The 21,136-nt window shown below is 63.8% G+C and carries 15 protein-coding genes; 10 read left to right on the top strand and 5 right to left on the bottom strand.

Going from position 1 to position 21,136, the window contains the following annotated elements:
• Nucleotides 1-230: 230 nt before the first annotated feature.
• The 5 genes from LO55_RS18850 to zwf all read left to right on the top strand — a co-directional run bounded on the left by LO55_RS18850 (nucleotide 231) and on the right by zwf (nucleotide 9,530).
• Nucleotides 231-1,637, top strand: coding sequence for a glycoside hydrolase family 88/105 protein (locus LO55_RS18850; protein WP_071362660.1), 1,407 nt, complete (start codon nucleotides 231-233; stop codon nucleotides 1,635-1,637).
• A gap of 13 nt (nucleotides 1,638-1,650) precedes the next feature.
• Nucleotides 1,651-2,874, top strand: a complete 1,224-nt coding sequence (locus LO55_RS18845; protein WP_071362659.1) for a DUF4861 family protein — start codon at nucleotides 1,651-1,653, stop codon at nucleotides 2,872-2,874.
• Nucleotides 2,875-2,882: 8 nt separating this feature from the next.
• Nucleotides 2,883-4,751 (top strand): glycoside hydrolase family 28 protein, encoded by a 1,869-nt coding sequence (locus LO55_RS18840; RefSeq protein ID WP_071362658.1) that lies wholly within the window; start codon nucleotides 2,883-2,885, stop codon nucleotides 4,749-4,751.
• A gap of 156 nt (nucleotides 4,752-4,907) precedes the next feature.
• A complete protein-coding gene (locus LO55_RS18835) occupies nucleotides 4,908-7,859 on the top strand; it encodes a TonB-dependent receptor (protein WP_071362657.1) in 2,952 nt (983 codons plus the stop codon).
• A gap of 192 nt (nucleotides 7,860-8,051) precedes the next feature.
• Complete coding sequence (zwf, locus tag LO55_RS18830) at nucleotides 8,052-9,530, top strand: glucose-6-phosphate dehydrogenase (protein WP_071362656.1); 1,479 nt, start codon at nucleotides 8,052-8,054, stop codon at nucleotides 9,528-9,530.
• A gap of 20 nt (nucleotides 9,531-9,550) precedes the next feature.
• Here zwf and LO55_RS18825 read toward each other — a convergent pair whose 3' ends face one another.
• Entirely contained in the window at nucleotides 9,551-10,045 is a 495-nt protein-coding gene (locus LO55_RS18825) for a MarR family winged helix-turn-helix transcriptional regulator (protein ID WP_229410182.1), read from the bottom strand.
• Between the two features lie 18 nt (nucleotides 10,046-10,063).
• Here LO55_RS18825 and LO55_RS18820 point away from each other — a divergent pair, with 18 nt between their 5' ends.
• Nucleotides 10,064-10,816, top strand: coding sequence for a siderophore-interacting protein (locus LO55_RS18820; RefSeq protein ID WP_071362654.1), 753 nt, complete (start codon nucleotides 10,064-10,066; stop codon nucleotides 10,814-10,816).
• Between the two features lie 7 nt (nucleotides 10,817-10,823).
• On the opposite strand, the gene LO55_RS18815 is transcribed toward LO55_RS18820, so the two are convergent.
• Nucleotides 10,824-11,768: a 2-hydroxyacid dehydrogenase gene (locus tag LO55_RS18815; RefSeq protein ID WP_071362653.1), complete on the bottom strand. Its 945-nt coding sequence runs from the start codon at nucleotides 11,766-11,768 to the stop codon at nucleotides 10,824-10,826.
• 119 nt (nucleotides 11,769-11,887) lie between these two features.
• Here LO55_RS18815 and LO55_RS18810 point away from each other — a divergent pair, with 119 nt between their 5' ends.
• From LO55_RS18810 to LO55_RS18795, 4 genes are all read left to right on the top strand, one after another.
• Nucleotides 11,888-13,045 (top strand): acetyltransferase domain-containing protein, encoded by a 1,158-nt coding sequence (locus tag LO55_RS18810; protein WP_071362652.1) that lies wholly within the window; start codon nucleotides 11,888-11,890, stop codon nucleotides 13,043-13,045.
• Between the two features lie 146 nt (nucleotides 13,046-13,191).
• The gene (locus LO55_RS18805) at nucleotides 13,192-14,358 is read left to right on the top strand and encodes an alpha/beta fold hydrolase (RefSeq protein WP_071363864.1); all 1,167 of its coding nucleotides are present in this window, start codon (nucleotides 13,192-13,194) and stop codon (nucleotides 14,356-14,358) included.
• A 226-nt stretch (nucleotides 14,359-14,584) separates the two neighbouring features.
• A complete protein-coding gene (locus tag LO55_RS18800) occupies nucleotides 14,585-15,988 on the top strand; it encodes an APC family permease (RefSeq protein ID WP_071362651.1) in 1,404 nt (467 codons plus the stop codon).
• Between the two features lie 51 nt (nucleotides 15,989-16,039).
• Nucleotides 16,040-16,639: a class I SAM-dependent methyltransferase gene (locus LO55_RS18795; RefSeq protein ID WP_071362650.1), complete on the top strand. Its 600-nt coding sequence runs from the start codon at nucleotides 16,040-16,042 to the stop codon at nucleotides 16,637-16,639.
• A 78-nt stretch (nucleotides 16,640-16,717) separates the two neighbouring features.
• Here LO55_RS18795 and LO55_RS26455 read toward each other — a convergent pair whose 3' ends face one another.
• From LO55_RS26455 to LO55_RS18780, 3 genes are read right to left on the bottom strand one after another with little or no spacing between them, the layout of a single operon-like run.
• A complete protein-coding gene (locus LO55_RS26455; RefSeq protein WP_143054561.1) occupies nucleotides 16,718-17,788 on the bottom strand; it encodes a DUF6708 domain-containing protein in 1,071 nt (356 codons plus the stop codon).
• A gap of 8 nt (nucleotides 17,789-17,796) precedes the next feature.
• Nucleotides 17,797-20,265: a T6SS effector BTH_I2691 family protein gene (locus LO55_RS18785; protein WP_071362648.1), complete on the bottom strand. Its 2,469-nt coding sequence runs from the start codon at nucleotides 20,263-20,265 to the stop codon at nucleotides 17,797-17,799.
• Nucleotides 20,259-21,131 carry a DUF4123 domain-containing protein gene (locus LO55_RS18780; protein ID WP_177185548.1) on the bottom strand — a complete coding sequence of 291 codons (873 nt, stop codon included), beginning with the start codon at nucleotides 21,129-21,131 and terminating at the stop codon, nucleotides 20,259-20,261. The genes LO55_RS18785 and LO55_RS18780 overlap by 7 nt, the downstream gene beginning before the upstream one ends.
• Between the last annotated feature and the right edge of the window lie 5 nt (nucleotides 21,132-21,136).

Raw genomic sequence — 21,136 nt, 5'->3', positions numbered from 1 at the left:
GCTGATTGGGGAGGGTCATTTTTAGTATGCCATAAATAAATCGAATGCGGCTAGTCCACCTTGCGATTTTGGCCGGACCAAATTAGAATGGCCTGACCAAAACGCAAGATAAGCAGTGTCAAGGCGGTAACGAAGTCCTGGACCTGCACCATGCAAGCCAGCAATACTAGAAGTACGGTAGCTGAAGCACATGCCGATATCCGGTAATACAACAAAGCGATTGGAGACACATGAAAGGCCACACCCTGCACCTGCTTGCAGCGCTCTTGGGCTGCGCGCTCGCCTGCGGACCCGCCCTGGCAGAGGGCAAATACCGCAATCCCGACAACGGCAACCTGGGCGATCCGGGCGAAGGCACCTACCCGATTCCGTATAAAAAGCCGGTAGTGGCCGAAGTCACCGCCCAGCTGCAGTCGATCCGGGCCTTCATGGACCGCGCCACCCCGACGCGCATCGTCAGCAAGCGCACCGGCCAGCCGATCACGGACCTGAAAAACCCGGTCGCGGATGCGGTCTTCGAGCGCAGCGCCGGCGACTACGGCATCCAGGTGTACGAGATGGGCGTGGTGCATTCGGGCCTGCTCAAGGCGGCGCAGGTCACCGGCGACGCCGGCTTCACCAGCATGACCCGCCGTCACTTCCAGTTCTTCAACGACACCCTTCCCTACTTCCGCGCCCAGGAACAGAAGTTCAAGCTCGAGCGCGCCAACAGCTTCTCGCGCTTCCTCGATCCGCGCTCGCTCGACGACAGCGGCTCGATGTGCGCGGCCCTGATCCGCGCCCGCTTCGCCAGGGTCGGCCCCGACCTGAAGAACATGATCGACACCTGCAGCGACTGGGTCTATAAACGCCAGTTCCGCCTGGAAGACGGCACCATGGCGCGCAAGCGTCCGCAAGAGGTTTCGCTGTGGGCCGACGACATGTACATGAGCATCCCGGCGCTGGCCGAGATGGGCCGCCTGACCGGCGAGCGCGCCTACTTCGACGATGCCGTGGGTAACGTGATCGGGATGTCGAGCCGCATGTTCAACCCGCAGCTCGGCCTGTACACCCACGGCTGGCACGCGAATCACCCCGACGCGCCGCGCTTCTACTGGGCGCGCGCCAACGGCTGGGCGGTGCTGGCGATGTCCGACCTGCTCGACGTGCTGCCGAAGGACCACCCCGGCTATCCGAAGGTGCTGGCCCAGCTGCGCGCTTCCTTGAGGGGCATCGCCGAGCTGCAAAGCGGCAGCGGCCTGTGGCACCAGATGCTGGACCGGAACGACTCCTACCTCGAGACCTCGGCCAGCGCCATCTTCACCTATGTGTTCGCGCATGCGGTCAACGAAGGCTGGATCAGCGCCACCACCTATGGCTCGATCGCCCAGACCGGCTGGAACGCGCTGTCGACCCGCATCAATTCGCTGGGCCAGGTCGAAGGCACCTGCGTCGGCACGACCCTGGCCAGCGACATGGTCTATTACTACCATCGCCCGACCAGCGTCGACGCCCTGCACGGCTATGGTCCGATGCTGCTGGCTGGCGCCGAGATCATCCGCCTGGTGAGCAACCCGGCGTTCGAGATCCAGCACAAGGTCCGCACCTACCACTACCTGCCCAAGGGCGGGAAGACCGATTACCGCGAACACCACTGATCCGGGAGACACCATGAAACGACTCGTACTGGCAAGCCTGCTGGGGGCGCCGCTCGTCCTGTCCACCTGCGCCGCGCAGGCGGCCGACAAGGTCAACGTCAGCGTGCAGCACGACCTGGCGATCGCGCGCCCGTCCGAAACCATCGCGATCGCCTGGAAGGACGTCAACGCCGCCCTGCCCGGCGCCATGATCCAGAAGATCGCGGTCAAGGACGCGCGCGGCCGGGTGCTGCCGCACCAGGTGACGAATATCGCGCCGCAGGCGAAAGACCCGAACAACGAAGGCATCGCCTATGGCGAGCTGCTGTTCCAGCACAGCTTCGCCGCCGGCGAGAAGAGCGCCAGCTTCACCATCGAGCGCATCGACGGCGTGGCGCCGCCGTTCCCGGTCAAGGCCTTCGCGCGCCACGTCCCGGAGCGCCTCGACGACTTCGCCTGGGAGAACGACAAGGTTGCGCACCGCACCTATGGCCCGGCGCTGGCCGCGCCGGCGCCCGCGGGCGTGGTCAAGGAAGTGCTGGTGACCAGTGGCCTGGACCTGTGGTTCAAGCGGGTCGACTATCCGATCGTCGACCGCTGGTACAACAAGGGCCATGACCACTACCACAAGGACCAGGGCGAAGGCATGGACATGTACAACGTCGGCAAGTCCCGCGGCGCCGGCGGTAGCGGCATCTGGATCGGTGAGACGCTGCACACGGGCGTGAACTGGGCCAGCTACAAAATCCTGGCCAACGGCCCGATCCGCGCCGTGTTCGAGCTCCACTACGCGCCATGGGATGCGGGCGGCCGCCAGGTCAGCGAGGTCAAGCGCTTCACGGTCGATGCCGGCCACTGGCTGGACCGGATCGAGAGCACCTTCACCACGACGCCCGGAGACACCGCTGCGCTCACCGTCGCCATTGGCCTGAACAAGACGCCGGGCGACAAGGGCCAGGATCCGAAGATCCAGGTCGGCCGCGACGGCAAGGTCTTGCTGCAATGGGTGGAGCAGAAGAGCAACGACGCCTTCGGCACCGCCGTCGTGCTGCCGGCGGCCGAGGGCTTCGCCCAGGACCCGCTCAATGAACTGATCTACGCCACGGCCACGCCCGGCCAGCCGCTGCGCTACTACGCCGGCGGCGCCTGGAGCCGCGCCGGCGAGATCACCAGCCGCGCCAGGTGGCAGCAGGTGGCGCAAGACCAGGCCGCGCGCGACGCCAGCCCGGTGCGCGTGAACTTGGCAAAACAACGATAAGGAGCGACATGCCATTCCAAGCCAAACGACGCGCGCTGCTGCGCACCGTCCCCGCCGCCTCGCTGATGATGACCGGCCTCGGCGCCGCCAGCTTCGCCCGTGCCCACCAGGATGGCGCAGCCGCCGCCGCTGCCGCGCTGGCCAATGCCGCCCGCCCCGATCCATGGCAGCGCGCGGCCGACATCGTGGCCCGCTTCGCCACGCCCCTCGTGTTCCGCGATGAAGACTTCCCCATCACCGCGCATGGCGCCCGGCCCTGCGCGCTGGTGAAGGTCAAGGGCCAGACCGAATCGCTGGTCGAGGGCACCCTCGACACGCCGGCGCCCGGCTCCACGGACTGCCATCCCGCGATCGCCGCGGCGATCGCGGCCTGCCACGCCAAGGGCGGCGGCCGGGTCGTCATCCCCAAGGGAGAGTGGTATTGCGCCGGGCCGATCATGCTGCGTTCGAACGTGCACGTGCACCTGGCCGCCGGCGCGCGGGTGCACTTCGCCGCCAATCCGGCCCACTACGCGCGCCACGGCGAGCATGACTGCGGCGAGAACGGCAAGCTGGTGCTGTCGCGCTGGCAGGGCAACGACTGCCTGAACTATTCGCCGATGGTGTATGCGCTCAACCAGACCAATATCGCCCTCACCGGCGAGGACTGGACCAGCATCCTCAACGGCCAGGGCGGCGTGCCGTTCGAGGCGGGGTTTGCCGACCAGCCGGAATGCTGGTGGGACTGGAAGGGCCGCGGCAAGCCGGTGCGCAAACGCACCGAGGTCCATGCGAACCCGAACAACCCGCCGCTCGACCAGGTGGTTCCCGGCATCGATGCGCAGCGCCAGGCCGCCATCCAGGGCGAAGGCGGCCGCTGGCAGACCGATTCGCGCTACCTGCCGGCGCTGTCCGAAGCCGGCGTGCCGGTCGAGCAGCGCGTGTTCGGCCACGGGCACTTCCTGCGCCCGTGCATGATCGAACTGATCGGATGCAGCAAGGTGCTGCTGCAGGGCTACCAGGTGAACGCGGCGCCGTTCTGGCTGCACCATCCGGTCGATTGCCGCGACCTGTTAATCCGGCGCGTGAACATGGAGAGCCTGGGACCGAACAGCGACGGCTTCGACCCGGAGTCCTGCGACGGCGTGCTGGTCGACGACTGCCTGTTCAACAACGGCGACGACTGCATCGCAATCAAGTCGGGCAAGAACCTCGACACCGGCCACGGACCGACGCGCAATGTGGTGATCCGCAACTGCGTGATGAACAGCGGCCATGGCGGCGTGACCCTGGGCAGCGAGATGGCCGGCGGCATCGAGCACGTGTATGCCGAGAAGCTCGAGTTTCGCAACATCCACTGGAAGGACGACCCGCTCAACACCGCGATCCGGCTCAAGACCAATATGAACCGGGGCGGCTTCCTGCGCCACCTGTACGTGCGTGACGTCACGCTGCCGCATGGCGTGGCGACCGAGCCGATGCTGTACAAGCCGCTGCCGGGCGCGCGCGAGATCAGGGAGCCGGTGGCATCGACCGCGGGCGCGATCATCACGATCGACTGCGACTACGTGCCGGGCGACGACACCATGCGCATCCGGCCGCCGCAAGTGTCGGATATCGAGATCAGCAATGTGCGCACGTCCAACGTCGATACCGGCAAGGGCAGCTTCTCGTGCTACCAGGCCTTCGTGCTGCTGGGACCGGTCGCGTCGAGCTTCAACGGCAAGCCGGGCACCGCCATCGCGCCGATCGCCCGCGTGCGCATCAGCGATTCGGACTTCGGCACGCCGCGCAATGCGGCCAAACCGTGGTTCCTGCACAACGCCGTCGCCATCACGCTCGCTAACGTCACCATCGCAGGCAAACGCTACAAGCAAACCCTATCCACCCAGGGTTAAGCGTCATCAGGTCAGGCCAATTCGTAAATATTTTTACTTTGGCCTGACCAAAAGTCGTTAGGTTGCCATAGAATTACAAAACTGGCCTGACCAGATCCCAGATGCAACACCGGCCGATCACCTGAACGCGCCGCTATAAAAACGCACGGAGACAAGATGAATCACACCCCGCACCGCGCAGTCCTGCGCAAACTGACCCTGTGCCTGCTCGGCACCGCCTCGGTATCGGCGCTCTCGCTCGGCCCGGCTTTTGCCCAGGAGGTAGCCGCGACGCCGACTGGCGCCGACACCGTCAACGCCCAGACCGTGGTCGTGACCGGCCTGCGCGCCTCGCTGGAGAGCGCGCTGAACGCCAAGCGCCAGGACAACGGCATCGTCGACGTCATCAAGTCGGAAGACATGGGCAAGTTCCCGGACACGAACCTGGCCGAGTCGCTGCAGCGCGTGCCGGGCGTCGTGATCGATCGTGACGCCGGCGAAGGCCGCAGCATCACCGTGCGCGGCCTGGGCCAGGACTTCACCCGCGTGCGCATCAACGGCATCGAAGGCCTGGCCACCACCGGCGGCACCGACAGCTCGGGCGGCACCAACCGCGGCCGCGGCTTCGACTTCAACGTGTTCGCGTCCGAACTGTTCAGCGCCCTGACGGTGCGCAAGAGCTCCTCGGCCGACGTCGACGAAGGCTCGCTCGGCGCCACCGTCGACCTGCAGACCCTGCGCCCGTTCGACCTGCGCGGCTTCAACGCCACCGTCGCCCTGAAGGGCAAGTACAACGACGGCTCGGAAAAAACCGACCCACGCGCGGCCTTCATGGTCTCGAACACCTTCTTCGACCGCAAGGTCGGCGTGCTGTTCTCGGGCGCCTACTCCAAGCGCCGCGTGCTGGAAGACGGTTTCAGCACCGTGCGCTGGGATAACGGCCCATCCTCGGGCGGCTGGTGCGCGCCCCAAGGCATGGCCGCCAATCCGAGCAACTCGACCGCGACCACCTGCGGCCCGGCCGCGCAAGGCGCCGATCGCCTGCCCGGCACGCCAGAGAACATCGCCGCCTACAACGCCGCCAGCGACCCGAACAACTTCCATCCGCGCCTGCCGCGCTACGGCCGCCTGACCCACGACCAGGACCGCCTGGGCCTGACCGGCTCGGTGCAATGGCGTCCGCAACGCGGCACCTTGCTCACCTTCGACATGCTGTACTCGAAGCTCGATGCGACCCGCCAGGAAGACTTCCTGCAGGCGACCTCGTTCAGCCGCAGCGCCAGCCAGGGCGGCAAGCCGCAGGTCGGCGTGCTCGAAGCGCAGTACGCGCCGAACGGCTCGCTGCTGTACGGCCGCTACGACAACGTCGACATCCGCTCCGAGCAGCGCTTCGACGAACTGAAGACCACTTTCACCCAGCCGACGCTGACCCTGGAGCACAAGCTGAGCGACACCTGGAGCATGAGCGCCAGGTACGGCCGCGCCGAATCGAAGTTCCGCAATCCGGTCCAGACCACGGTCACGCTCGACGCCCTGAACGTGGATGGCTACAGCATCGACTTCCGCGGCGACAGCCGTCGCCCGGTCATCAGCTATCCGTTCGACGTCAACGGCAGTCAACTGGGCCTGATCGGCGTGCCGCAGGTCGCCAGCGGAACCCAGCCGACCACCGTGCCGAACACCACCACCAGCGAGATCCGCATCCGTCCGCAAGGCACCGACAACGTCAACAACGTCGCCCAGTTCGACCTGGCGTGGGAAGCGAGCGACAACCTGACCTTCAAGGGCGGCGTCAACAGCAAGAAGTACACGTCGGACACCTATGAGTTCCGCCGCGTGAACCAGAACGACACGATCTTCGCGCCGCCGGCCGGCGCGACCGGCCTGACCACCAATATGACCGGCTTCGGCAGCCAGCTCGGCATGCCGGCCGGGAACGCGACCGGCTGGGTGGTGCCGAACCTGCAGGCCATCGCCGCCGCCTACGACATCTACTGCAACTGCATCAAGAGCGGCCCTGCCGGCGGCCCGGGCGACTTCACGCTGTCGTCGATCGAGAACGGCAATGCGCGCGGCAACAACCGCTCGGTGACCGAGAAGAGCGACGGCGTCTACCTGATGGGCGAGTTCCGCCACGACCTGTGGAATATTCCGGTGCGCGGCAACATCGGCGTGCGCTACGTGAAGACCGACCTCGAGACCATCGGCTACCAGGCGGCCGGCGGCGGCACCCAGGTCAAGGTCGAGCACGACTACACCGACACCCTGCCATCGTTCAACCTGACCGCCAACGTGACCGACGAATTCATCGTGCGCTTCGGCGCGGCCAAGGTGATGACCCGTCCGCAACTGGGCTTCCTGTCGCCCGGCGGCAGCATCGCCACCACCGGCAACCTGTCGATCAACTCGGGCAATCCGTTCCTGAAGCCGTTCCGCGCCAAGACCTTCGACAGCAGCTTCGAGTACTACTTCGCCAACAAGGCCTTCGTCGGCCTGGGCCTGTTCCAGAAGAACATCGACACCTATATCCAGAGCCTGCGCACCAACGTGGCGTTCAAGGATTCGGGCCTGCCGCTGTCGCTGCTGCCGGCGAACTTCACGGGCGAGGAAGTCTTCCAGCAGACGCTGCCGGTCAATACCGATGGCGGCAAGCTGAAAGGCTTCGAGCTGAGCTACCAGCAGCCGTTCACCTTCCTGCCGGGCTGGGGCAAGAACTTCGGCACCCTGCTGAACTATACCAAGGTGAGCTCGAAGATCGAATACCTGGTCTCGCCGACCGGCGGCGCCACCATCACCGACGACCTGCTGAACCTGTCGCCCAAATCGTGGAACGCCACTTTCTTTTATGACGACGGCAAGTTCAGCGCGCGCATCTCGGGCGCCAAGCGCTCGGGCTTCGTGACCCGCGTGCCGGGCCAGAACAACAACGACGTCGAGGGCAAGAACGAAACCTTCAACGTCGACCTGTCGCTGTCGTACAAGGTCAACGAGAACCTCGAATTCACGCTCGAAGGCGTCAACCTGACCAACGAGGAAAACGACCAGTTCATCAGCCGCGCACGCGACAGCGTGGTGGTGAACAACGTGACCGGCCGCGAGTATCTGTTCGGCCTGCGCTACAAGTTCTGAGTATTACATCCTGGTGGCTTTGCGGCCCGCGCTTGCGCGGGCTTTTTTTCGTTCCGCCGTAGGTTCACCCGCCGGCGACGGCAAGCTTGCCGCTTTTGCCAGACTTTATTCGGTCATGTAGGCTACAATCAAAGACCATTTCAGGCGAGCGCACGACGCAAGCGATCTATACAACCTGTCAGCGAAAGAGACATGAGCACCTCGAACGAGCAAGCGAATCAGCACAATGACGGCCTTCCCCTCGACATGACCATCTTCGGCGGCATGGGCGACCTTGCCATGCGCAAGCTGTTGCCCGCCCTGTACATGGCCTTCCTGCACGGTAACCTGCCGCCGTCGACCCGCATCCTGTCGACCGGCCGCCAGGACTACGATCGCGCCGCCTATCTGGCCTTCGTCGAGGAACATTCGCGCTCCTTCATCAGCGCCGCCAATTTCAACGAAAAAAGCTGGGCCGGCTTTCTCGACCTGCTGGTCTATGTGCGTCTGGACGTCTCGAACGCCGAGATCTTCGACACCCTGAAGGCCGCCTCGCGCGACGGCGCCCAGCGCGTGTTCTACCTTGCCACCGCGCCGGCGCTGTTCACCACCATCTGCGACAAACTGGCCGCCACCGGCCTGGTCGACGCCAACGCGCGCGTGGTGCTCGAGAAGCCGCTGGGCCGCGACTTGGCCTCGGCGGTCGAGATCAACGAGGCGGTCGGCAAGCACTTCGCCGAATCGCAGATCTACCGCATCGACCACTACCTGGGTAAAGAGACGGTGCAGAACCTGATGGTGCTGCGCTTCGGGAACTCGATCCTGGAACCGCTGTGGCGCGCGCCGAACATCTCGAGCGTGCAGATCACGGTGGCCGAAGAAGTGGGCGTGGGCAGCCGCGCCGGTTTCTACGACAGCGCCGGCGCGATGCGCGACATGGTGCAGAACCACCTGATGCAGCTGCTGTGCATCGTCGCCATGGAGCCGCCGACCTCGCTGTCGCCGGACGCGGTGCGCGACGAAAAGCTGAAGGTGATCCGCTCGCTGCGCCGCATGACGCTGGCCGACATCGCGCGCGACACCGTGCGCGGCCAGTACACGCGCGGCGTGAGCGGCAACCAGGAGGTCAAGGGCTACCACGAAGAGAGCAACGTGCCGGCGCAGAGCCACACCGAGACCTTCGTGGCGCTGCGCGCGCACATCGACACCTGGCGCTGGTCGAAGGTGCCGTTCTACCTGCGCACCGGCAAGCGGATGGCCCGCCGCTCGTCCAAGATCGTCATCGAATTCGCCAATCCGCCGTTCCCGCTGTTCCCGGAAACCCCGGGCGGCGTCGCCAACCGCCTGGTGATCGAGCTGCAGCCCGAGGAAGCGATCAAGCTGCAGATCTTCGCCAAGCAGCCCGGCAGCGGCATGCAGATGCAGCAGGTCGCGCTCAACCTCGACCTGCAATCGGCCTTCCAGCAGCGCCGCGCCGAAGCCTACGAGCGCCTGCTGATCGACGTGGTGCGCGGCCGCCTGACCCACTTCATGCGCCGCGACGAACTGGAAGCGGCCTGGGAATGGGTCGAGCCGATCATCAACGGCTGGGAAACCCTGAACGAGAAACCGCATCCGTATGCGGCCGGCTCGTGGGGTCCGGCGGAGTCGTTCGCGCTACTGGCGCGCGACGGCTTCGGCTGGGTCGAGTAATCGCCGGACGACCGGGCGGGCTAATCCGCCCGCTGTCCTTCCAGATTGGCGCGCACCCGCGCCAGCAGCGCCATCAGCTGGGCCTGTTCATCTTCGGACAGGCCGGCAAGCGCCGCCTCCCCCAATGCGCCGCTCTGGCGGTGCAATCCCGCAAACACTTCCTGCCCGGCCGCGCTGAGCGTCAGGCGCGTGCTGCGCCGGTCCTGCTCGTCGGCGGCGGCCTCCAGCAGCTGCGCTTCGCGCAGCACCCGGATAAGACGCGCCACCTGGGCCTTGTCTCTTCCCGAATGCGCCACCAGATCACTCTGTGTGGCGCCGGGATGGCGGGCAAAATAGCCCAGCGCCTTCATCTCCATATGCGCCAGCTCGTGCGGCCCGCTGCGCAAACCGCGCAACTGCCGTGAACGGTAGAGATGCACGATCGCGTGCATCGCCTCCAGGGGATCGTCCGCACGATTGCCGTGGTTTTGGTTGACTCTATCAACTTCTTTTCGCATAATGGTGGATACTATCAACTAATTCTGGAGTGTAGCATGTCTGAATCCCACATTCCCACAGATATTCCGGCGCTGATCCCCTCCATCGAGCGCGTGCGCCACGACCTCAAGATACGCGAGGTCGAAGTCGCGCGCATCGAGCAGATCAGCCCCGGCTTTGCCCGCATCACCTTCAAGGGCGCTGCACTGTCGGATTTCAACTCGCTGTCCTTCGACGACCACGTCAAGTTCATGTTCGACGGCCCTGATGGGCAACAGGTTCGGCGCGACTATACGCCACGCCGCTTCGACCGCCAGGCATGCGAAGTCGATCTCGAGTTCGCCCTGCACGGCCATGGCGGCGCCGCCGAGTGGGCGCGCAATGCGCAGGTGGGCTCGAAGGCCATCATCGGCGGCCCGCGCGGCTCGATGATCCTGCCCCTGGTGATGGACTGGCACCTGCTGGTCGGCGACGCCAGCGCGCTGCCGGCGGTGAGCCGCCGCCTGGAAGAGCTGCCGCCGCAGGCCCGCGCCCAGGTGGTGCTGCTGGTGGACGCGGCCGACCGCCGCGAACTCGCCACCCAGGCCAATGCCGACGTCCACTGGGTGGCGTCGAACGACGAACTGCTGCAGGCGCTGAAGGACCTGCCGCTGCACAGCGGCGCCGGCCTGGCCTGGGGCGGCGGCGAGGCCTCGCTGATGGCGCAGGTGCGCCAGCTCCTGATCGACAAAGGCTTGCCACGCCAGGCCGCGCGCATCTCGGCCTACTGGAAGCAGGGCGTGGCCGACCACCACGAGCACCTGGACTGAGCCTCGACTACAGGACCGGCGTCGGCAACGGCTCGCCATGGAAGTGGGCCAGCAGATTGGCCACGGCCAGCCGCCCCATCGCGCGCCGTGCTTCCACGGTAAAACTGCCGACGTGGGGCGTGAGCACGACGTTATCGAGCGCGAACAGCGCCGCCGGCACGTTCGGCTCATCCTCGAACACGTCCAGCCCCGCCGCGCCGAGCCGCCCGTCCTGCAGGGCCGCGACCAGCGCCGCCTCGTCCACCACCGAGCCGCGCGCGATGTTGACCAGCGTGCCCTCCGGGCCCAGCGCCTCGATCACATCCAGCCCGATCATGTGCCGGGTCTCGGCGCCGCCCGGCATGCACAGCACCAGCATATCGCTTTCTTCCGCCAGCGCCAGCAGCGAGCTGCTGCGCCGCTCGGGCGCCGGCCCGGCGCTGCGCTGGTGGTAGCGGATCTCCATCCCGAAACCCTGCAGGCGCTGCGCCACCGCCTGGCCGATACGGCCGAAGCCGACGATGCCCGCCACCTTGCCTTTCAGGCTGCGCGCCTGGGTCAATGGCGCCTTGGCCGGCCAGGCGCCGGCGCGCACGTAACGGTCCAGCAGCGGCAGGCGGCGCACGGCCGACAACAGCAAGGTGACGGCGAAATCGGCCACGTCGTCGGTCAGCACGTCGGGCGTGTTGGTCACGTGGACGCCCTGCTGCGCCAGCAGCGCCAGCGGCACCGCGTCGACGCCGACACCATGCACCGACACGATCTCGAGCGCCGGCAGGCTGGCCACCAGCGCCGGCGTGACGCCGACCGTGCCGGTGGTGAGGACGGCGCGGATGCCCTTGGCCATGCGCTGGAAATCCGGGTCTCCGGCGACCGGAATCGCCGGCACGAAATGGCACTGGAACGCCTGCTCCACCTGGGCGCGCACCTCCGGCGACCACACGCTGCCCAACACGAGAATCTCTGGCTTCATCGGTAAATATCCTGCCTCGTCACTGAATATGGATGGGTCCAGTATGCCAGACGAGCGAGCCATGCGCCGGCCGCTTTTTTTCTCGCCGGTGGCCGGCTTCCCGTACAATCCCGACCGACATGAATACGAGTGCCTCCCCCCTTCCACATCACGGCGCAAGCACGCGCATCGCCTCCATCGACGTCGCCCGCGGCCTGGTCATGCTCCTGATGACGGTGGACCACGTCCGCGAGACCTTCTTCCTGCAGCACCAGGTCAGTGACCCGATGGACGTCACCGCGACCGATCCCGGCCTGTTCTTCTCGCGCCTGGCCGCCCATTTCTGCGCGCCGATGTTCGTGTTCCTCACCGGCCTGTCGGCCTGGCTGTACGCCAATCCGGCGAGCGGGCCGCGCAGCGCCACCGGCTTTCTCGCCAAACGCGGCGCCTTCCTGATCCTGCTCGAGATCGTCGTGATCAACTTCGCCTGGACCGGGAGCTTCACGCCGCATACGGTCTACCTGCAGGTGATCTGGGCCATCGGGCTGTCGATGCTGGCGCTGGCCCTGCTGCACCGCCTGCCCCTGGCGCTGCTGGCGGCGCTCGGGGTCGTCATCGTCGGCGGCCACAATGCGCTGGCCGGGCTGTCGTTCGAACCCGGCTCCTGGCTTGCTACCGCCTGGACCATCCTCGAACAGCGCGGTTACCTGCTCGAGGAACCGGTGCGGGTGCGCATCAGCTATCCGCTGCTGGCCTGGATCGGCGTGATCCTGCTGGGCTATGCCTGCGGCCCGCTGTACGCGCGCGCCCTCGATCCCGCGCTGCGCCGGCGCCGACTGGTGTCCGGCGGCCTGGGCTGCCTGGCCCTGCTGCTGGTGCTGCGCACCTGGAACATCTATGGTGAGACCTTGCCGTGGGCGCCGCAGGACGAACTGCTGCGCAGCGCGATGGCGTGGCTGAACTTCACTAAATACCCGCCCTCGCTCGACTTCCTGCTGCTGACCCTGGGCGTCGGCCTGCTGGCGCTGGCCTGGATCGAGCGGGTCGATGCCGGCTGGGTGCGGGTGGCGGCGGTGTTCGGCGGCGCGCCGCTGTTCTTCTACACCCTGCACCTGTACCTGCTGCTGGCCGCGCAAAGGATCGCGGCCGGCGTGCTGGGCGTGGCGCGCGCGGATTTCACGCAGGTATGGCAGGTCTGGGTCGGCGCCGTTGTGCTGGCGGCGCTGCTGTACTGGCCGACGAAACGCTTCGGACACTACAAGCGCGTGAGCGGCAAGGCCTGGGTCAAGTATCTGTGAACCTGGTTCGATTCCGTTCGGCTAGTTCTGTTCGTGCAAAGTTTTACCTAGCGCAAACCGGCTCGCGATTCGAAGCGTGCGCGGTTGGAGCCGGGCAGTAGTTGGCGTAGAGTCTCGTGATCGCCAATTCGACGGGATCGCCATCCATGTACGCCAGCAACTGGAACAACCTCGGGGCCTTCGGAGACCTCGGAACACAGGCCCTCAAGCAGATGGACCGCAGCCGCCAGGCGCGCGGCAAGATGCTGGAACGCGCCGGCTATGGGCCGCAACAGACTCCGTCCACCGTGATCCTCGAGCAGCCCGGCCTCAGGCTGCACCGCTTCCAGGACGCCCCGGGCGGCGGCCCGGCGGTCCTGCTGGTGCCGGCGCCGATCAAGCGCGCCTATATCTGGGACTTGGCGCCCGACATCAGCGTGGTGCAGCGCTGGAACGAACGCGGCTACCGGGTCTACCTGGCCGAATGGCTGCCGATGCCTGACGGCGACGGCGACGTCGGCCTGGACGACTACGGCGACCGCATGCTGTCGGCCTGCCAGCGCGCGATCACGGAAGACAGCGGGCAAGAACGACTGACGATCGTCGGCCACTCGCTGGGCGGCATCCTGGCCGCCATCTACAGCTGCATGCACCCCGAACGCGTGGCCGCGACCATCCTGCTCGAGTCGCCGCTGCACTTCGAGCAGGCCAGCTGCTGCTTCTCGCCACTGGTCAACGCCACCCCGCACGCGCGCGGCATCGCCGACGCCTTCCGCCACGTGCCGGGCGTCTACCTGAACATGATGAGCGCCATGGCCGAACCGCAGGCCTTCCAGTGGGAGCGCATCGCCGACCGCTGGCTGTCGCTGCTCGACCCGAAGGCGCTCGCCACCCACATGCGGGTCGAGCGCTGGACCCATGACGAATTTCCGCTGCCCGGCCGGCTGTTCACTGAAATCGTCGAATCGCTGTACCGCAACGACGAGTTCATGCAGGGCCGGCTCGACATCGGGGGCCGCACGATCGGCCCGCGCGACCTGCGCGCGCCGCTGCTGTGCGTGGTCGACTTCCGCAGCAAGGTGATTCCACCCGAGTCCGTGCTGCCTTTCCACGAGGCCGCCGGCAGCGAACGCAAGCACGTCCTCGAATACCAGGGCGACGTCGGCGTCAACCTGCAGCACGTGGGCGTGCTGGTCGGGCGCAGCGCGCACGCCGCGATCTGGCCGGCCATCTTCGAGTGGCTTGGCTCGCCCGCGCTGGCGAATGCCTCGAACCAAGAACGCAAGCCGGCGTTGCCGGCGGTGACGTCCGGCGCCTCTCCGGCATCGGACTGATGGCATGGCGCGGCCCTCGGCCGCGCCCTTGCATCGACCAGCGCGCCGCACCCTGCGGACCAAACTGTATTTATCTTTGTAGCAATTCAATCGCGCGCCATCTGCTCTGCGGTCTGGATAACATCCAGTACCGAAAAGCGGGTGAGCGATAGTGTATTTATAGGCTCCCCATGTGCAACCAAGCGCGACGCGACCCCGGCCGCAGACGTGCCCAACCGATCACGACATGGATGCCATAGAAGCGCAGCGCACTGTCTCAGCCCCTCACGACACCCGCCCCCGCCCCACCATCGGCCTGCGCGAAGCGGTCGCCGTCATCGTCGGCGTCGTGATCGGCGCCGGCATCTTCAAGGCCCCGTCGCTGGTCGCCAGCATGAGCGGCGGGGCCACGGCGATGTTCACCCTGTGGATCATGGGCGGCCTGGTCTCGCTCATCGGCGCCCTGTGCTACGCCGAGCTGACCACCTCGTATCCGCATGCCGGCGGCGACTATCACTACCTGCACCGCGCCTATGGCCGCTCGGTCGCCTTCCTGTTCGGCTGGGCGCGCTTCTCGGTGATCACCACCGGCTCGATCGCGCTGCTCGGCTTCGTCTTCGGCGACTACATGCAGCAGGCGGTTCCCTTGAGCATGCTGCCGGCCGGCTGGGGCAGCACCGTATATGCGGTCGCCGTGATCGTGGGCCTGTCTGCGCTCAACCTGCGCGGCATCCGCACCGGTACTGGCACCCAGACCTTCCTGACGGTCGCGGAAATCCTCGGCCTGCTGCTCATCGTCGGCGCCGCCGCATTGTTCACCGACCCGGCGCCCGCACCGGCGGCCGGCGCGACGGCCGCCGCCGCATCCGGCCCGGCCACTGCCGCCCTCGGCATGGCGATGGTCTTCGTCCTGCTCACCTATGGCGGCTGGAACGAGGCCGCCTACATCAGCGCCGAGATGCGCGGCGGTCCGCGCGACATGGTCAAGGCGCTGACCATGGGCATCGTCGTCATCACCGTGCTCTACCTGATGGTGACCTGGGCGTACTGGAAGGTGCTCGGCATGGAAGGCATGTCCGCCTCCGAGGCGGTCGCGGCCGACGTCATGAAGGTCGTCTTCGGCCCGGCCGGCGAAAAAATCATCTCGGTGCTGGTGGCGGTCTCGGCCCTCACATCGATCAACGCCACCATGATCGTCGGCGCCCGCACCAGCTACGCGATCGGCCTCGACTGGAAAAAGCTGGACCGCCTGGCCGAGTGGGACAGCGAGCGCGGCACACCGACGGTGGCCATGACGGTGCAATGCGTGGCCGCCCTGGCCCTGGTCGCGACCGGCGCCGCGCTGGGCGGCGGCTTCAAGGCCATGGTCGAATTCACGGCGCCCGTGTTCTGGCTGTTCTTCCTGCTCACCGGCATCTCGCTGTTCGTGCTGCGCCGGCGCGAGCCGCATACGCCGCGGCCGTTCAAGGTGCCGCTGTATCCGGTGTTGCCGCTGCTGTTCTGCGCGAGCTGCGCCTATATGCTGTGGTCGAGCCTGTCCTACGTGTACAGCCAGCAGCTCGGCGGCCTCAACGCCGCCTGGATCGGCGTCGCCGTGCTGGCCATCGGTGTCGTGCTGTTGCTGCTGCTGCGCTCGAAGAGCGAACAATAAATACCAAGCGTTTTATCCCCCCAAGTCCACTTGACCCAAGGAGCTGTGCTGATGAATCCGCAACCTCGCCGTCGTACCCTGCTGCTGTCCACCGCCGCCGCCACCGGCCTGATGATGTTCCCGTTCGGCCGCGCGCTGGCCCAGGCCACCGCGGCCACCGCCGCCACGCCGCGCCTCGACGTGCCTTATGTGCCGACCCCGCAAGAAGTGGTCGACAAGATGCTCGACCTGGCCAAGGTCGGCAAGAACGACACCCTGTTCGACCTGGGCTGCGGCGACGGCCGCATCGTCGTCACCGCCGCCAAGCAACGCGGCGCGCGCGGCACCGGCATCGACATCGATCCGACGCGCATCGCGGAAGCCAAGGAAAACGCCAAGAAGGCCGGCGTCTCGGACCGCGCCCAGTTCCGTGTGGGCGACCTGTTCAAGACCGATTTCTCGACCGCCACCGTGGTGACCCTGTACCTGCTGCCGACGATTAACGCCAAGCTGCGTCCGCAGCTGTGGAAGCAGCTCAAGGTGGGGACGCGCGTGGTGTCGCATGCCTTCGACATGGGGTCGGAATGGCCGGCGGAAAAGACGGTCGAGGTGGATGGCCGGACGATTTATTACTGGACAATTACTGAGGCGAACAAGAAAGAAGTCGCTTGATTTAACAACGGACGAGAGCCCCGAAGTGGGGCTCCAACCGCAAAGCTAGTCATGCTGTGCTCAAAGCTGCTTGACATCTCACCTAGTAACTTTGGTGATTCCAATTCTCGATCGTAAATGTCCGGCCACCTCCACAGGCTCACGGAATTCGACTCCCGCTGCTGCAGCTGCTTCAGGATACACGGCGACTCTGTCGCCATTCTCGTCGCCGATGATGGCATACGGATCGCCAACTTCTATCTTGCAGTCTTCCTCGACATCATCTGGCCATACAGGAATTTTACTGGTTCGCATTGCGAAGATGCGAAACAGGCTGATAAGCGCACACAACGGCCAAGTCACGACGTATAGCACAAGTGGCACCGAAGCGAAATTTGCAAATACTCGCTCAGTCCCCACGCGGATGCTCTCTCTGCGGCCATCCAACGGCATACAGAACTGAACCTGGCTCGAAACTTCCTCAGGCCCCTCTTCCATGTAACGTCTGATGAATTCCCAATGCGACCGAATAAAGTCGTACTCGGATGGACCGCTCACACCCGGGTTGACATCATGCGCCTTCAACGGTCCTGTATAACTTAAAGCAAACGTTTTTTTTATAGTCGAGGTATTTGGTTCAAGGATGTGCCCCCGGACCTCCCATTCGTGCAACCCCTTCATGTGACCTAATGTGAAATAAATCTCATCCCAAGGTGTTGTACTGACGGTGCCATCTGTATGGAACACGTGGACGACTCGCTTCTTACGATTGAACCTCATCGGATAATGTGTGAAAGAAAAGCAATCCTTAAGCAGAATCCAAATCCCTGCAAGAAACGTCGGGATGGTAATCACCGCTGTTATTAATAGAATCTCGACATCATAAGGCCGCAGGTTCCACCCATCAGCTCTCGAGACTGCTATGCACACCATCCCACCCAGCATCCACAAAGGTATAGCCGTTGCAGGAATCAAAAATAGTAAAATTCCTCCGCGCCAGCCATACCATTTATCAACAGATTCGAGGAATGTTGAGTTCATCTTTATTACACACAACTGAGAACGCGGCTCAACATCCAATCGTTGCTTTTGCACTAACCGACGCTTCATTTCGTTATCACTAAGGCGTCGATTAACTTTGTATGCGGGGAATAATCCGAAATAGTTCATTCACAAACTCACTTAAAGGCTTGTGCAAGCTGCTCTTGCTCGATTTTCATATCCAGATAGCGTTGATTCGGCAGCACCCCCCATGGACACCGCTCCAGCCAGTCTTGCAAAGGATCATCTTTAATGAACTCAATGAATATCCCAACGGCCACCAGCAACGCCACAAGTGCGACGATTACCGGGAATGCAGCTCCGAAAACGATTGCCACGGTCAGACATAAGCCTCCGATTCCAGATGTTAAATACGCGGCAATAAGCAAACCGGAGCCACCTTCTTTGCTCGCTTCGAACGCTTTGGCCGTGTCCAGTGCCGCCAGGATCATACCTGCCGCCGCGCCGGCGACTCTCCCAACGAATGTTAGAACCTTTGCCGCTAGTGAGATAAATTCTCGCCCAAAGCGAAGTCCCTGTCGTACGCGAGATTTCAGAGCGTTCCCAATGACCTCACATGTTGTCCCGACCAAGCCACTAATCCCTGCTATCCGTCGCCAGCGAGCATCTTGCCTTTCATTCGCGAGGCCCATTTCTTCATCTTCATATATTTTTGTCAGACAAACAGTCTGCAGGATTGCCGTCACCACGCCCCACCGAACTTTTTGATTAATTACCGATCGCCAGCGCTCCAGGCGAAGCGACTCCAGTTGCTCCACCGATCGCAGACTAGACTTCAGCTGCGTTTCTTGTGCAACTCGACTCATACCGCTGGTCAGGTTCTCGATAGAGGCGCGGTCGGCGCTGACCACCCAACGCAATTTTCTGCTTCCTTCAACTTTCATGCCGCGTATTTGGAGGCGCTCCAACTCGAGGCTTACTGCCGCCCGCAGCTGATTCTCGCTGATCACCGCACCGCTCGTCCGTAACATCTGCTTTGCGAGATACCTCACGAACTGCGATCGCTTCCCACTAATTTCGAAGACGGTGACGGCATCTCCAGAGATAAACCCCAACATCATCAAGGCCTTATGAAAGCCGGGACGGCCATCCACGACTTTACCCAGGATCCGGGCCACTGGACCGGATATTTGCGCAATATACAGTGCAAGCCCATTTGTGGAATTATCATCAAGCGCTTCCATTGCAGCCTTGTAAACTTCGAACAGACTGTCCCATGGTATTTGCCGACTATCGAGAGCGATTTTTGAAGATTCCTCTATCGACTCAGCAACTGCAGACTGGTTAAGGATAGATGCCCTCAAAAGAACATTCTTTTTATCGTGAAAATTTCCCTGAAGGAGTTCTACATATAATTTATTGCAGCAGGCTTTATCCTGGGTCCCGGCGATACAGCCGGTCACGACATTGGTATAAGCCACTCCACACAATGCGTTGGACGGATCATAATTGAACTCAAAATAATCCGTGAATGCTGCACTCTTGAACCATTCCACATGGCGCAGAGCCAACGGTGCGATCGATTTTTCATCGAATGCCTTGAGCTTCGCATCGAATTCCACCCGCCATTTCTGCCGCGCAGCGTCATCGAATTTCCTGCCGTATTTAGACCATGCCGACGCTGTGGCTCGATCAAGCTCACTGGCCGTGACTTCTCGCACATTCGAGGTCTTGTTACGTGTTGACTCCGACAGAACATGTCCTAAAGGGTTGACCGCTTCCATTCTCGATGCCGCCATCCGTGCAGCCTCGATCTCTGCCGTTTCGGCCTTGCCAACGATCGAAGCTTTTATCTGATCAATGCCCGCACTTGCGGCAAGATTCCTCTGGTCGGTGGGATTTTTCGCAATGAACGCCTCGAGCAAATGCGTCATCAGGAACGCCAGCTCCTGTACTATGCCGGCAGGGTCAGGCACCGTCACAATCAATCCTTTTCCTGTCCGAATGTCCTCGAACTCCTTCACCAGCTTCTCGCCGCCGCCGAAGCAGGCACAATATCGGAATGGACTCGCATCGATCAGTGGCTTGATGCGAGGCGAAGGCAGCGAATACTCCGCCACGACCGCCTCCACCTGCCGGATCGAATCGTGCGGCCCTCGCTTCCCCGCCATGACGCTGCGGACATCCACCTCCACCATATGCCGCCTGCGCAGTTCCCGGTCCTCATTCGCCTTGCGCACATTCGGGGTCCAGAGCGTATCGCTGAATCCGATCCATACCGAGGTAGCATTGGCCGGATCAGAAATCGTGATACAGCCTGCGGCTTCGCGATGGCCCTCGATCGTGCAGTTGAATGGTCCGGTTGGCGTGAGCAGAGACCCGAGAATCGACGTCAGCGTAAGCTTGTAGAGAAGCGCTTCCGGTGTCACGAAATAGCAGTCCCACCGCTGCCTCGCTTCGTCATATACGTTGACATAACCACTGCGCAGCAGCCGCTTGGTATAGTGGGCAGTCGTGGACGGCAATGCGATCGGCGGGCCTTTCGTCTCCGGCGCTCCTGCGCGCGCGGGCACGACCGCATCACGCACGAGCAACAGGGGCAAACCGCGCTTGTCACAGAACTCGCATTTCTTTGACGCTAGCATGACAGTCTCCGATCTTCCGGCAAGGCAGCCTCGCGCAAGGCGCGCCAGACATCCGGGGCGATCAGCGCGAAATGGTCTGATAAATAGGAATCGTTGCGGCTTGCGGCGTGTTGTCTTATAGCGGCCGCGACGCAAGGGTCGTCATCGAAGCCGGGGCAGCACACCAAGGCGCGAAACGCGAACTCGGTAAGATCCTCGGCCTCCAGCAGCCCATATCGCGCGGCCCCACGACACAGGGCCTCCTCGGCTGTTCCGCTGCAAACATCCAGCCTTGCGGCATCCCGTATGCCCGCACGTCGTAGTGCGCGATTCACGATCCCAATGCGAGCGATACGTGCCCAGTCCCTGTACGCTGGCGCCTCATCGGCACGGCCGGGGCCTGGCCGCGTTGTAATCGCTCCAATCTCTCGTTCCAACCATTCATCATCGATCCGATATCTGATGGCATCGATCCGTCCGAACATGTGGCGACACTGGGCAGGCGAAAGAATGCGGAATAGCTGATGGAGGACGCGCGGGTCATGCATGCGCAGCCAAACAAACTTTTTGCCATCAGGGGAAGCGAGCTGCATGGCATTCCAACGCCGCTCGACTTCCTCCATGCCGATTGTCGTCTTCAGCATCACCGCCACGACGTCGGTTTTCAAGCCAGGACCAGTGTCATCGGTGCCGGCAAATAGGTCCCGCAGCGCCGATTCCTGACCGGACTTCAGGTCGATCAAGGCAGGCATCAAATGCGCGCTGCCTGTCAATCTGCGCGGCACCAGCGGCGCGACGCGGACTCCCTTGGGCACCAGCGCACGCATCGTGGCATCGACCACGCCATAAGCATGCCCACTGAGCAATTCATCGATGTGCGAAGGCATGGCGC

The organism is Massilia timonae, assembly GCF_001866515.1.
Lineage (GTDB): Bacteria > Pseudomonadota > Gammaproteobacteria > Burkholderiales > Burkholderiaceae_D > Telluria > Telluria timonae.
The sequence above is the reverse complement of the archived record's forward strand: the minus strand, read 5'-3'. Positions and strand labels throughout refer to the sequence as shown.